Origin of the sequence: Geosporobacter subterraneus DSM 17957 (assembly GCF_900142145.1) — a bacterium.
Lineage (GTDB): Bacteria > Bacillota > Clostridia > Peptostreptococcales > Thermotaleaceae > Geosporobacter > Geosporobacter subterraneus.
In genome coordinates this window covers 18,123-32,236 of the sequence record NZ_FQZV01000027.1, presented here as the reverse complement: position 1 = coordinate 32,236, position 14,114 = coordinate 18,123, and the positions used below count along the sequence as shown (strand labels likewise).

The following is a 14,114-nucleotide window of genomic DNA, read 5'->3' as shown; positions in this document are numbered from 1 at the left end:
ACTGCCTCCTTTTACATTTTTTTTAGTTGTTCCAAGACAAGCCTGGTGATATATTCCAGGTCCCTCTCATCCAAACCCTTGGCTTTGGATTTTAGGTCTTCGACCTCTCTGATCCCGTATACCATCCTTTTTTTGTTAATCAAGTGCATAGGGCTTACATTGTCTGAAGTAGCACTGCCGCCAATGGTACCGCAGCCCAGCGTCAAAGACGGAGCTAAGCTGGTGGTAGCACCTATGGCTCCGTGGGAGGAGGAAGTGTTCACCAAAATCCTATAGACCGGCTTTTTTAGTGCAAATTCTCTGATGATGGCTTCGTTATTAGAATGAATCACAAGGGAATGGCCCAACCCCCCATAGTTTAAGAGCTCAATACACCGCTCACAGGCCCTATGCCAATCCTCCTCTACATAAAAGGCCAGGATAGGCGAGAGTTTTTCCATAGAGAAAGGATAGTCCTTTCCCACACCTTTTTGCTCACAGAGCAATACCCGGGTTTCCTCCGGTACGCTGATTCCTGCCATAGCTGCTATAGTCTTTGCCGACTGGCCTACGATTTTGGAATTTAGGCCGCCGCCGGGCTTCTGAATCACAGCAGCTACCCTCGAAATCTCTTCTCCCCGCAGAAAATAGCCTCCCTGCTTTATGATTTCTTCCCGTACTCGCTCCTCGATCCCCTTCTCGGTGATGACCGCCTGCTCCGATGCACAGATGGTTCCATTGTCAAAGGTTTTACTTTCAAAAATTCGTTTTACTGCCATGGGGATGTCTGCAGAGCCCTCAATGTAAGCGGGTACGTTCCCCGGTCCAACCCCTAATGCAGGGGTCCCGGAACTATAAGCGGCTTTTACCAAGGCAGAACCACCTGTAGCCAGTATTAAAGCCACGTCCTGATGGGCCATCAACTCTCTGCTTCCCTCCATAGTAGGCAGATCCATGCATCCGATCAATCCTTCCGGCGCGCCAGCCTGTAGCGCTGCCTCATGGAGTAAAGCCGCTGCCTCCATGGTACACTTTACAGCTGCAGGATGGGGGCTAAATACAATTCCATTCCCTGCTTTTAAGGCAATCAGTGCCTTATAGATGGTAGTAGAGGTAGGATTGGTGGAGGGAATCATGGCTGCAATCACCCCTACGGGTGATCCGATTTCTACGATTTTCTCCTCTTTGTCCTCCCGAATGATCCCGATGGTTTTCATATCCTTGATATATTCATAAACCGCCTTGCTGGCAAATAGGTTTTTAATAATTTTATCTTCATATCTGCCAAAGCCCGTTTCTTCTGCTGCCATTTTTGCCAGTCTGTCTGAGGCCTTTTCTGCAGCAGCAGCCATAGCACCTACAATCCTGTCAATGCTCACCTGATCAAATTCTGCAAAGCTTCTCTGTGCAGCCTTAGAAGCCAACACTAAGTCTCTGGCCTGCTGTATGGATCGAAGGTCTCTGTCACGAAGCTGTTCCATTAGCACTCCTCCTTTCTATAGCAGGATAATATGGCATCAATCAATTCTTCTTTTTTGGCGAACTTAATATCATTTCGATCTATCGGCATATGTGGAATTTGCCGGGCCAGGGTTCGCAATTCTACCACCTTCATGGCTCTCAAAACCTCTTCTGACTTCTGCTCATATTCAGTTGAACTACCTGTATACTCGGTGTTTCCCGACCCCTGTACCGCTTCCACCGGTGCCTCTTCCTGCTCCTGCCTATCCTGCAATTCTTCCGGTTTTTGTATTGCATCAACAGGACTTTCCTCCTGTCTGTTCAGTATTTTATACAATTCTGTAGATGGTCTGGGGATTACATGCGTAGATACAAGTGTTCCTACTTTCCTGACCGCCGCCTCCGCTGCATCGATGGCTGCTTTAACAGCCCCAACTTCCCCTGATATCTTAATGGTCACCAGGCCCCCGGTCACTATTTCACAGTCGATCAAAGAAACATTTGCTGCCTTCATGCATACATCTGCGGCCTCTACAGCCCCCACATAACCCAGGCTCTCTACCAAACCCAGCGCGTAACCCTTCATCATTTTCACCACCCAGTCCGGGGTACTTTATTAGAATTTGGTAGGATTATCTGCTACAAATTGAACCGCTGAAGCAAAAGCATCACAGGCTGCTTTACAGGCTGATTGACTGCCGGTTAGCAATCCCCCGCCAAAGTTGGTCTCAGAAGGCGGTCCATAAAAGGCGGCCAATTTCACGTCTGCGGCCTTCAATGCTGCATCTAAAGCATACATCGCTTCCATGGGCGGAGCAATCAGGTAGGCCAGTGCTCCCCCTTCTTCGATCCCAGCTACGGAAGACAGATAGGAACCGGTTCTGGATATGCACTGAGCGTAATAGGCAATAGTATCCTCGTCATTGGCACTATAGAAGCAGGCTTCATTTTCAATAAATTCTATGGCAGCGTTTAGGCCGCTTCGAACCTCTGCCGGATTAGGGCCTGCCAGGATGCCTATAAATTCACCGGCCAGCTTTGTGTTGGCGTTGGCGGCACCGCCATAGAAGGACTTGGCATAGACCACCTGTACATCTGCCTTCTTGGTTGCTTCATCTAATGCAGTGTAGGATACATCATCAATGTCAGTAGTGAGCAAGCCTATGGCTCTGTGCTGAGGCTGCAGGTTAAAGGATGCTGCCAAATCTGGGCTCACATTCGAAATCAGCTTTGCGCTTAGAACCTTTGCACGAATCGGATCATTTCTCATAATACTCCCTCCACTTCATACCTAATTTATAGTTTTAGATCTAGGCCGCTGGCTTTTTTGTCCAGCATAAGCTTTAAAATATGTGCAATATGGGCTCCGGCTTCAACCGCTGGCGTACCCCCCTTATGAATATTGGAAACTACTGTTCTTCTGGCCTCCGGCATATTTACCTCTGCCTTGTAGGCCATATAGGCACTCATGCTTTCTCCAGTAGCCAATCCGGGACGCTCTCCGATCAATACACAGGTTACCTCTGCTTCCAGAGTTTCTGAGATTACATCCATAGCCGGTACTCTGCCGTATTTCACAAAGAAAGGGGTTCCCATTTTCACACCGTAGCCCTCCAGGCCCTGCTGAATAGCCGGAAGAATATCCCGTATATTGGCTTCGATAGCTGTAGAGCTGAGACCGTCGGACACATAGATCTGTACCTGAGGCTTTTTCACACAGTTTTTGCGGAGCACTTCCAGTTCTTCTTCTTCAAATTTTCTCCCTAAGTCTGGTCTTGTCAGATACTCGTCTTTGTTTCTGCACTTGGTCTTGATGGGAAACAGGTTCATCTCCTGTAAAAACTCCTCCGATACATCACTAAATACTGCATCCATGGCAACTGCATGATCGGCTCTGAACCGCAACAGTGTCTCTGTTTTGTATCTTGGGCCTGCCCGCCAAACCCCGATTCTCGCCGGTGTGGTTTCTTTCATTTTCAGCAGTCCTTCCAGATTCTCAGGCTGGGGTACCAGTACCTGCTTCTTCAAATCCACTGCCGTAATATCCGGCAGTGCTTCTTCTATAGCCTGCACCTGCTCTGCAGCTTCCTCTGATATACTGCAGGTCTCCTTCGCCCCGGAAGCTCCAAGTTCTAATAAAACTTGCTCAATGACTTTCTTTAAGTCTTTCTCAGAAATCATATATTTCACCCCTTTATTATTTTAAGAATAGGGAAGCATCCCCCGCTCGGTCTGTAAGTCTTCCCCGCTGATCCATGATGCCCATCGCCATCAGCCATTGAAAGAATTCCTCAGCGGGCTTCAGATTTAATAGTTCTCTGAGGGTAGCATCATCGTGGTAGCTGGTATCCTGATAGCTGAGCATTACGTCGTCCCCTACCGGTACACCCATGTAGTAGTTTGCTCCTGCCATAGCCAGCAGCATGGTGGCAGTTTCCTGATCATTCTGGTCTGTATTCACATGATTGGTATAGCAGGGAGCCATCCCCATAGGGAGCCCCGTCAGCTTCCCCATAAAATGATCTTCTAAATTGGCCCGTAGAATCTGTTTCCCATCGAACAAAGTCTCCGGCCCGATAAACCCGGAAACATTATTTACCATGAAGGGCTTATACCGTTTTGCAAATCCATAGGTTCTTGCTTCCAGTGTCATCTCATCGGCACCGTGGTCGGTGTTAAGGGACATTTCAGAGCCTTGACCGGTTTCAAAATACATCAGATTGGGGCCCGGCGCTGTTCCATGGCGTTGAATCAGTTGAAAAGCTTCGTCAATTAAAACATAGTCAATACCAAAGGCTTTATTGGCATCCTCCGTACCGGCTACACTCTGGAAGAAAACTGAAACTGGAGCTCCTTCCCGCAATGCCTGCATCTGGGTGGATATATGGGACAACACGCAGGTTTGGGTAGGAATCTGCCATTTTTCCATAAAACCATGGATAGCGTCCATAATCCGCTTTGTATTCTCAACCGTGTCCTCCACCGGATTAATCCCAATGATGGCATCTCCGCAGCCATAGGATAGTCCTTCCATCATCGAGGCCAGGATACCGTCTATACTATCCGTCGGGTGGTTGGGCTGCAAGCGAAAGGATAATGTCCCCGGTTTCCCGATTTCATAATTGGCCTTTCCTGTAACACGGATTTTGCTGGCACCATAGACCAAATCCATATTGGACATCAGCTTCGCTACAGCAGCCACCATTTCTCCTGTCAGAGCTTTGCTTACCCTTAAAATATCTGCCCCTGTTGTTTTATGATTCAAAATATACTCACGAAAATAGCCTACAGTCCAGTTTTTGATTTCCTTATAGATGGATTCATTTACAAGGTCATCAATGACCCTTGTGACTTCATCTGCTTCATAAGGAATCACTGGGTTTTTTCTAAGCTCTTCTAAGGTTAATTCGCTGAGTACAACTTTGGCGGCAACCCGCTCAGATACTGAACCGGCTGCGATTCCCAGCAGCTGATCCCCGGATTTTTCTTCATTTGCCTTCCCTAGAACCTCTTTTACATCCTTAAAACTATAGGTACTTCCAAAAAGCTTTGTTTTCAGTTTCATGGATGAACCTCCCTACTTCATAAAGATTGAGGCGTCTCCTGCTCTGGCTGTCATCTTTCCCTGATGCATCAAGTCCATCTTCTCCAGCCAGCCCTCGAATTCTCCAATGGGTTTGAGCTTTAACAGCTCCCTTAAAGTCTGGGTTTCATGATATCCTGTACACTGATAGTTCAGCATGACATCATCCCCTGCCGGTATACCCATGAAGTAGTTGCAGCCAGCAGTGGTCAACAGCACAGCGAGATTTTCAATGTCATTTTGATCTGCACGCATGTGGTTGGTATAACAGGCATCCACACCCATTGGGATTCCTGTCAGCTTGCCCATGAAATGATCTTCTAAGCCTGCCCGGATAACCTGTTTGCTGTCATAGAGATATTCCGGCCCGATGAATCCCACCACTGTATTTACCAGGAAAGGACTGTATCGCTTGGCGAATCCGTAGCATCTTGCCTCCATGGTCACCTGGTCTGCATCATGGTGGGCTTCGGAGGATAATTCTGAGCCCTGACCGGTCTCAAAGTACATCACATTTGGACCCATTGCAGTACCTTCCTTCAAGGCCAATTCTCTCGCTTCATCCAACAGTGCAGCAGAGATGCCAAAGGCTTCATTTCCTTTTTGTGAGCCGGCTACACTCTGGAATATCAAATCTGTAGGTGCACCCCTTCGGATGGCCTCCATTTGTGTGGTCACGTGGGCTAAAACACAAATCTGAGTAGGTATTTCCCACTTTCTCTTAAACTCATCAAAGGTCTTCAGAATTTTTGCCACATTGTCTACCGTATCCTCTACTGGATTAAGGCCAATGACTGCATCCCCCACACCATAGCTTAAGCCCTCCATTACCGATACCATAACTCCTTCGATATGATCGGTGGGGTGATTGGGCTGGAGCCTGGCAGAAAGGGTTCCCGGAAGACCAATAGTAGTATTGCAGTGGGCGCTGATTCTGATTTTTCCTGCGCCATAAATGAGATCCAGGTTGGACATAAGCTTAGCTACAGCAGCAACCATCTCACTGGTTAGGCCCCTGCTGACCCGTTTGATGGCTTCTGAGGAAGTGCTGTCGCTTAGGATCCATTCCCGAAGCTCCGACACACTCCAGTTTTTAATCTCGTTGTAGATTCTTTCATTAACACTGTCTTGAATCACCCTTGTTACCTCATCTTCCTCATAGGGAACCACAGGGTTATTCCGCAGATCTGCTAAGGTTAAATTACTTAATACCTCTTTGGCTGCAATCCTTTCTGTAACGGTGGCAGCAGCAATTCCTGCCAGCTTGTCTCCCGACTTTTCTTCGTTGGCCTTGGCCAATACCTCCTTTACCGATTGAAACTGAAACACATGACCGAAAAGCTTGGTTTTGAGTCTCATCATTACTCACCTCTCCTATTCAGCATTAAAAACCAATGTTTTGATTACAACAGGTACAACCCTGCCATTGGCAAGGGGTCTTCCAATGTCGATATAGTCTCCGTTGTCTACCCTGACCCCGTCGATGCAAACCACTTCTTTCTTATACTCCAGCTGTCTGTGCAGTGTCTGTCCCAGCACCTTAGCCATGTCATTCTCTACCACAACCACAAGGGGCAGCTTTTGTTCTATGAGAGAATCCATTCCCGCTATGATACTGGATGCTATGCGCTGTACCTGCAAAAAACTCGGATTTTTCACCCCCCTTATGGCCAATGCCAGCTGCTGTATTTCTCTCTCCAATCCAAACCACTTAACCTTTTGCTTAATCCTTTCTGAAAAATCCTTATCCTGCAGCTGCTCTTCTTTGAGCAGCATTTTTAAAATGGGGATATTTTTTAGAGGAAATAAATCCTCTGTATAGGTGATGGTGCTGCCGCTGATTTCAACGGTATGAGCTCCAGCTCCCACCACAGTAGCCCGGATGGTTTCACTGGGCTGATACACCTGAAAACGGTCCATCATCGATGACTCTCCAATGGCTTTCCCCAGAAGGATTCCAATATCGCCATATTTGAAAAAACCCTCCTGCTTGTGGGCATATACATAATCTGCAACCCCTCCCGAAAAGGAGATACTGTCCATAGGATAGTTTCTCTTTAAGTCTTTTCCTGTCAGCATTACAGAAAGCATCGGTGTCGCTGGACGCAGACCCAAAACTTCCTCCAGAATGCCGGCCATTCTCCCTGTGACTTTTTCAAGCTCCTCAAAGGAGATTTCCATCCCTTCCTCCAGGTGAATCCCAAGCTCTGCTGCCAACAGCTTCAGCTTTGGAGCAGCATAAGCGATCCGGGTGCTGTATTCCTGGAAGCGGATGAGTCTTCCCCCAATATCCAGGCAGGCAGTATCTATCACCTGACCATCCTGAAAGACAGCAATATTGGTAGTCCCTCCCCCGATATCCAGATTTATCACGGTACCCTTTTGATGTTTTGACCACCGATCGGCACCGGCCCCCCTTCCGGCTATAATGGCCTCCAGATCCGGGCCGGCAGTAGCCACCACAAACTCTCCTGCCAGGTCACTGAGGGTCTCCAACACAAGGGCGGCATTTTCCTTCCGAGCTGTTTCTCCCGTAATAATCACTGCTCCCGTGTGAATATCCGATGGGCGGATGCCAGCCTTCTGATATTCTTTTACAATAATCTCCCGCACCTTTCCCCCGTCAATCTCATTTTGTGACAGTAAAGGGGTAAAATAAATGCTGCTTCTATAGATAAGGGCTTTGTCTACAATACTAATCCGGGGAACAGATGCTGCTGAAGCCGTATTCTCCAGGGTTATCCTGCTAAAAACCAGTTGGGTTGTAGAGGTGCCGATATCGATTCCTACGCTTAAAATTTCCTCTCGCACAGCCCATCACTCCTTTCTCTTGACTCACAAAAAGAGGCCATAAGGAAATATTCATTATTTTCCTATGGCCTCTTTGCCTTCAAACACAACCTTGTGTTTTTTATTCATTTTTAAAATCAAAAATAATTTTCGTTCCTGCAGGTGTTGAATCGATATGCAGATCTCCGGAAAGCTTATCCCGTACGATGCTGTTGACAATCTTTAATCCCAGGCTGCCCTGCCTTACCTCATAGACATTAAAACCTACACCGTTATCTATAATCGATATGCTGGAATACATGCTTCCTTTCCGGATCCATACCTCTATGGAGCCGCTGTCCCGATCAGGGAATGCATACTCCAGACAGTTTTGCAGCAACTCGTTGACCACCAATGCAATCGATGTGGCTTTATCAGAATCGACGGTAAAGCTGTCTCCCTGAATTTCAATTTGGATGCGCTTGTGGGGTGCAAGACCATAATCTAAGGTGCTGTCCTTAATACGGGATAAAATGGTTTTGATATCCACATCATCTACACCGTTTTGCGCAAGGATTTCATGGGTCACAGCAATGCTAAGAATCCTGCTAATGCTCTCGTGAAAGGATTTCTTTGCCAGCTCGTCGTCAATCCTTCTGGATTGGAGGCGCAGCAGACTGGCAATGGTTTGAAGATTGTTTTTTACCCGATGATGAATCTCTCGGATGGCCACAGATTTCAGGATCAATTCCTTTTCCTTCTCTTTCACCTCAGTGATGTCTCTAATCAGCATAATAACTCCTACTAGTCTATTCTTTTGCTTTACTACAGCATACTTAACCTGTAATGAAAGCTTACCTACGTCAATTTCTCGAATATTAAAGGACTGTTCTCCGATAACCTTATCAAAGACACTGCCGTCGAATACCAGGTTGTTAAAATTCATACCGATAATGTTATCCCGGTATCCCAGCTTCCGGTACAGCTCATCGGCCATGGGATTTGCAAAGGTTGCAATACCCTGCTTATCAAACATAACAATGGCGTCATTCACATGGTAGGTAATATTGTTTTCTTTATCCATAAAAGAAATTAAGGTCTCCGTCAGCTGTTCCGCCGTTTCCGCCAATATTTCCATATGCTTGTTCTGATTCACGTGCTCAGTGATGTCCTGCTCCATAATGAGTACGCCAATGGTTTTTCCTTCATCGTTTTTGATAGGAACTACATTTTGTTTTACACTCATATTTTCTTGGGTGATGGCTTTCAAATCCCGGGTGGCCATACCAATTTCCAGGGTTCTTAAGGCAGCCGGTTCGTTTTCCCGCAAGGCCAGTTCTCCCACTACCGTATACTTATACATAGACGGGTAGGTAGAAGGCTTTGCCTCTGCTACTACGATTGCTGCATTAGGATCTCTAGTCATGCAGTCAATGAATACATCTGCCTTAACCAGATCTGCAATAATCGGCAGATTTGCTGCTATATTTTCTAATCTATGAATATCAGAATCTGTTAAATTCGTATGCATATAACATAATTCCCTGAGCATGCACATCGCTCCTAACCTTTTTCTTCCTCGAAAAAAGGAGTATTTCTCTATTGTCCTGAATTACAGCTATTCATTAATCACAATGGTTGCTGCGATCTGCTTCATTGGACAGCGCTTATCCATACTGAGCTTTCTGATCTGGTTGTAGGCTTCGCTTTCCGACAGGTCATGCTTGTTCATCAATATGCCTTTAGCCTTCTCTACCAATTTGCGTGTCTCCAGCTGTTCCTTGACCTCCTGAATATCATTCTTCATTTTTTCAATTTCTCTACCCTTGCTAATGGCAACCTCAATGGCAGGCATAAGAGATTTTTCATCAATGGGCTTTACCACATAGCCCATTACACCGACTTCCTTAGCTTGTTCAATGAATTCTCTACCGCTGTAGGCGGTAAGCAGTACTACAGAATTGGCCAGGTTTTCATGGACGATAACTTTTGTAGCCTTCAGTCCATCCAACAGCGGCATTTTCACATCCATCAATACCAAATCCGGCTTTAGCTTCCGACAAAGCTCCACTGCATCAAATCCATCAGAGGCCTCTCCTACTACAGTGTATCCAGCCTCTCTAAGCAGTTCACTCAGATCCATGCGCGTAATAGGTTCATCATCGGCTATTACTACCTTTTTATACATGGCTTTCCCTCCTTGGATATGAATTGTAATTTTGTTCCTTATATAAATGTGCTTACATTATTATTTGAATATATGCTTGTTCCACTTATTTATGTCAAATGCTCTACAAATAAACAAAAAGCTCCCTAAGGATATTCTATCCCTCAGAAGCCACATCGCTCGCTCCATTGCACGCCCTTGTGCAACCATTCTTAAATTGTAAAAACCTTATCCCTAAAATAAAGTATAATACAAATTTTTTCATATTACAACTATTTCCGAAATATTTTTTAAACTATTCTGAATATTGCTTTGTACTTTGTATAAATATATGCTCTGTTGTCCTATAATTATTCCATCAACAATGCACAAATATCTTCAAGTCCTCTTCCGTCCAAAGCGCAAACTTCAAAGATCTGATCAACCCCTGCGTTTTCGAGCATCCTTCGGATGTGCTCCAGAGATCTTACGTCCTTATCGATTTTTGTTATAATCCCAATAGTCGGCTTCCCCAGCAATGCGGCGAAGCCCGGAGGAAATACACAGGTGTCGTCCTGACTATCCTGTACAAAGGCAACCAGCTGGCAATCAGCTGCCGATTGGATCAGTGCATGATAGTAAAATCTTTTTTCTATATATTCTCCCGGGGTGTCTACTACCAGAGGATAGTATTCAATGGTTTGGGTCTTCTTGTCTTGCCGGGGCAACCCATGAATGGCCTGAGACAAAGTAGTTTTTCCACACCCCGTGCGTCCGATCAGCATAATTTTCGTCATATACAATATACACTCCTAGGACCTTGTAACCTTGGTAGGTGTAAAGGCCAGCACCGTTTGAAGCATATGTATAACTTCACGAAGGGCAGATTCTACGCTGGACACATTTCCGGTAATGATTAGTGAACCACTAAACCTGTCGATAAATCCGATTTCTACTCCCGCTGCCTTTTTTGCAACATCGGCCGCTATAATGGCCGCTTCACTGGGTGTAATGGTCAATATCCCAATTGCCTCCCGATACTCCTCTGTCAACCCTAGTTTTTTATAGATGCTGGCATCTGGATTTGCAATCAAATGTGCTAATGTAATCTGCTTCCCAGGTACATATTCTTGTATAATCCTTTGTTTCTCTTCTGCCATCTTCCCCACTCCCTTTGATCTTCCATACAGTCCTATTTATGTCCATTATATTATGAATACTCATACAATTCAATGGAATATTTAGACCTTTCATAAATCTTCCTGCATTCCTCCTTGTTAGAACCCCTAAGGAAAGTGGTATAATGAGAATAAGCAACAGAAAGGGGTGAAGAGATGAAAAAGAAAATCGAAGCAAAGCAATATCAATTCCTTAAGGATGAACTGCAGCATTGGACCGATGCACAGATCATCACAGAGAAACAAATGAAGGATGTAACTGCCCTTTATGAAATAAAAGAAAAAATGAGCTTTATTCGAATTCTGCTAACCATTGGTTCTGTTCTCATCGGGCTGGGAATCCTAAGCTTTATCGCAAGCAACTGGGCTTACATGGGCAAAGCTGAAAAATATCTATTGATTCTTACCATATATATTGGTGTAAATTATACCAGCTTCCGAACAGCAAATTTATACCCTAAAACCAGCCGCAGCCTTACCTATCTAGGCATTCTCACCTTCGGTGCAGGTATTTTTCTGGTGGGACAGATCTTTCACTATGGGGGTCACTTTTCCCAGGCCTTTCTGCTTTGGGCCGTCGGTACCCTTCCTATGGCACTGCTCTATAAGGATAAGCTGCTGTTCATCTTTTCGGGAATTCTTTTAATGGTTTATGTCAATGGCTCCTTTATATTAGACAGTCTTCCCGTACTGCTGTTTATATTAGTTCCGGCTTATTATTACAGTATCCGTTACTTTGACTATCATCAGACTGCCGTTTTCTTTGCCAACCTGCTGGTATTGAACAGTATCTGGCGCCTTACCGATTATACAGGCCTTACAGACCTATATATCCTTTTATTTTTCTTTGTGATTGGCATAATCATGTATTTTGCTCCTGTTCCCTTTGGCAGAAGTGTATTTAAGCTGCAGGGCGGATTGCTTTTCGGAATCCTGGGCCTGCTGCTAACCATCTCAGATATATGGAAATCAGCATTGTCTTTTAACGCTTCTGACCTTGCAAGCATCTTTTTCGCCATTGGATATGCTGTCTTTCTTTTCTATCTGACGCGAAAACAGGATTTGCTCAGTTTGATTTTTATCTGTATGCTAATCTTCCGTTATTATGTAGACACTATGTACGACTTTATGCCCAAATCCCTATTCTTCATCCTTAGCGGCCTGTTATTATCGGGATTTGGCTACTGGTTTGAACGCTCCCGCAGAAAGAAAGGAGGAATCTTCCATGAAAATTAATTTTCATCGCCGCGCCCTAATCGCAGTCAGCATTCCATTGATTATTCTATTATCCATGGTAGTCCTCCCCATCATGACCTCTTTTGCAGGGGAAACCATCCTGCTGGAAACCAGGCCTGTTGATCCTAGGGATTTATTTCGGGGCGACTATGTCATTCTAAGCTATCTTATAGAGGAAATCCCCTTGGATAAGTTTTCTCAAGGGGATCAGAATGAACTCAGCGGAGATAATGCTTATTCAAGATTCAGAAATCAATCCATTTATGTGACCCTGGCTCCCAATGAGGCAGGTATCTATGAAGTTCAAGGAGCATCCTTAAAAAGGCCGAAGAGCGGAATCTATATGAAGGCCGCTTACCTGTATCATAATGCCATGGGTCCCAACCCCATCCTACGGGTAGATTATCAGCTGGATAAGTTCTTTGTTCCTGAGAATACAGGTACTGCGTTGGAGGAAGCCTCCGCGAAAGGGGAGCTTCTGGCTGAGATCAAGGTTTTCAGAGGCTATGCAGTGTTACAAAATGTCTATCCCAAAGAATAGTCTTGATATATAAATGTTAAATCTTACATGAATGAGGGACGACAGAATCGTCGTCCCCTACATCTTATACATCTCTTACCAGACCCTTAGCCGCAGTGCAATAGGTCTAGTATTTATTCTTAGAGACTTGCTTTATGCTCTTGCTAATTGCCTTATGATGCTTCTTTACAGCTATTCTTGCCTGCTGGTCCTGTTTCCCCTGTAAAAAGAGAAGTTCCCTCTGCAGCTTTTTATAGCTCAGCCATCGGCTTTCCTCCAGCAACCCTTCCACCAAGGCCTGTTGAATGGCACAGCCCGGTTCTTTATCATGGCTACAGTCTTTAAATCGGCAGCCTGTGGCAATTTCCTCAATGTCATCGAAGGCATCCTGTATTCCCTCCTCACTGCACCAAAGCTGCAGCTCACGCATTCCAGGGGTATCAATAATCACACCTCTGCCGGGCAATACGTGGAGTTCACGGTAGGTGGTGGTATGCTTTCCCCGGTCGTCCCCAGCTCTTACTTCCTGAGTCCTTACCGCTTCCCTGCCTGTCAGCGTATTCACCAATGTAGATTTTCCCACGCCGGAGGACCCTAAGAGGGCTATGGTTTTTCCTATTCCCATATATTGTTCAATCCTTTGCAGTCCTTCCCCTTTAATAGAGCTTATGACGTGGACCGGTACCCCGCAAGCCACGGCTTCTACCTGCAGCAGCTTTTCTTCAATATCCTCACACAGATCCGCCTTACTCAAAACAATTACAGGATAAGCACCGCTTTCGCACGCCATCGTTAGGTACCTTTCCAATCTGCGTATATTAAAGTCTCCATTAAGGGCATTCAAAATGAGCACCGTATCGATATTTACTGCTACCATCTGCTCTTCTGTGGTATTACCTGCTGCCTTCCTGGAGAATTTACTTTTTCTTGGGAGAATGCCGTGAATAAGTCCCCGGTTCTCCTCCCTCAATGAAAGGGCCGCCCAATCCCCCACTGCTGGGAAATCTTCTCTCCCTGTGGCAGCATATCTCAGCTTTCCTTTTAACTCTGCCAGAATCTCCCCTTGCTCTGTTAATACCCTATAGATCCTCTTATGCTCAACGGTAACCCTGCCCGGGACATATCCCTGGCCATAGTGTTGTTGAAAATAGGTTTCATAATCTGAATTCCAACCTAATACTTTTAAATCCATGCTTTTCCTCCTCTAATATTTAGCAAAAAACTGAAAAAATTCCGCAGTTC

14 protein-coding genes are annotated in these 14,114 nt (G+C 45.5%); 2 read left to right on the top strand and 12 right to left on the bottom strand.

The features are described 5' to 3' along the window. Positions 1-11: 11 nt before the first annotated feature. From BUB56_RS10855 to eutS, 11 genes are all read right to left on the bottom strand, one after another. Positions 12-1,460 (bottom strand): acetaldehyde dehydrogenase (acetylating), encoded by a 1,449-nt coding sequence (locus BUB56_RS10855; RefSeq protein WP_110941340.1) that lies wholly within the window; start codon positions 1,458-1,460, stop codon positions 12-14. Continuing rightward, positions 1,460-2,026, bottom strand: coding sequence for a BMC domain-containing protein (locus BUB56_RS20385; RefSeq protein WP_110941339.1), 567 nt, complete (start codon positions 2,024-2,026; stop codon positions 1,460-1,462). The genes BUB56_RS10855 and BUB56_RS20385 overlap by 1 nt, the downstream gene beginning before the upstream one ends. A gap of 30 nt (positions 2,027-2,056) precedes the next feature. After that, entirely contained in the window at positions 2,057-2,710 is a 654-nt protein-coding gene (gene eutL / locus BUB56_RS10845; protein WP_110941338.1) for an ethanolamine utilization microcompartment protein EutL, read from the bottom strand. 26 nt (positions 2,711-2,736) lie between these two features. Beyond that, positions 2,737-3,621, bottom strand: coding sequence for an ethanolamine ammonia-lyase subunit EutC (eutC, locus tag BUB56_RS10840; RefSeq protein ID WP_110941337.1), 885 nt, complete (start codon positions 3,619-3,621; stop codon positions 2,737-2,739). A 16-nt stretch (positions 3,622-3,637) separates the two neighbouring features. Next, positions 3,638-5,005, bottom strand: a complete 1,368-nt coding sequence (locus tag BUB56_RS10835) for an ethanolamine ammonia-lyase subunit EutB (protein ID WP_110941336.1) — start codon at positions 5,003-5,005, stop codon at positions 3,638-3,640. 12 nt (positions 5,006-5,017) lie between these two features. Further along, complete coding sequence (locus BUB56_RS10830) at positions 5,018-6,385, bottom strand: ethanolamine ammonia-lyase subunit EutB (RefSeq protein ID WP_330392619.1); 1,368 nt, start codon at positions 6,383-6,385, stop codon at positions 5,018-5,020. Positions 6,386-6,397: 12 nt separating this feature from the next. Next, complete coding sequence (gene eutA, locus BUB56_RS10825) at positions 6,398-7,834, bottom strand: ethanolamine ammonia-lyase reactivating factor EutA (RefSeq protein WP_110941335.1); 1,437 nt, start codon at positions 7,832-7,834, stop codon at positions 6,398-6,400. A 100-nt stretch (positions 7,835-7,934) separates the two neighbouring features. Next, positions 7,935-9,344, bottom strand: a complete 1,410-nt coding sequence (locus BUB56_RS10820; protein ID WP_110941334.1) for a sensor histidine kinase — start codon at positions 9,342-9,344, stop codon at positions 7,935-7,937. A 66-nt stretch (positions 9,345-9,410) separates the two neighbouring features. Then, the gene (locus BUB56_RS10815) at positions 9,411-9,980 is read right to left on the bottom strand and encodes an ANTAR domain-containing response regulator (protein WP_110941333.1); all 570 of its coding nucleotides are present in this window, start codon (positions 9,978-9,980) and stop codon (positions 9,411-9,413) included. Positions 9,981-10,309: 329 nt separating this feature from the next. Further along, complete coding sequence (locus tag BUB56_RS10810; protein ID WP_110941332.1) at positions 10,310-10,735, bottom strand: EutP/PduV family microcompartment system protein; 426 nt, start codon at positions 10,733-10,735, stop codon at positions 10,310-10,312. A 15-nt stretch (positions 10,736-10,750) separates the two neighbouring features. Further along, positions 10,751-11,098, bottom strand: coding sequence for an ethanolamine utilization microcompartment protein EutS (gene eutS / locus BUB56_RS10805; protein ID WP_110941331.1), 348 nt, complete (start codon positions 11,096-11,098; stop codon positions 10,751-10,753). 174 nt (positions 11,099-11,272) lie between these two features. On the opposite strand from eutS, the gene BUB56_RS10800 reads away from it, so the two are divergent. Further along, positions 11,273-12,352 (top strand): DUF2157 domain-containing protein, encoded by a 1,080-nt coding sequence (locus BUB56_RS10800; protein ID WP_110941330.1) that lies wholly within the window; start codon positions 11,273-11,275, stop codon positions 12,350-12,352. Next, entirely contained in the window at positions 12,342-12,893 is a 552-nt protein-coding gene (locus BUB56_RS10795) for a GDYXXLXY domain-containing protein (protein ID WP_110941329.1), read from the top strand. The genes BUB56_RS10800 and BUB56_RS10795 overlap by 11 nt, the downstream gene beginning before the upstream one ends. Positions 12,894-12,999: 106 nt before the next feature. Here the strand turns inward: BUB56_RS10795 and rsgA are convergent, their stop codons facing one another. Then, positions 13,000-14,064 carry a ribosome small subunit-dependent GTPase A gene (gene rsgA / locus BUB56_RS10790; RefSeq protein ID WP_110941328.1) on the bottom strand — a complete coding sequence of 355 codons (1,065 nt, stop codon included), beginning with the start codon at positions 14,062-14,064 and terminating at the stop codon, positions 13,000-13,002. Between the last annotated feature and the right edge of the window lie 50 nt (positions 14,065-14,114).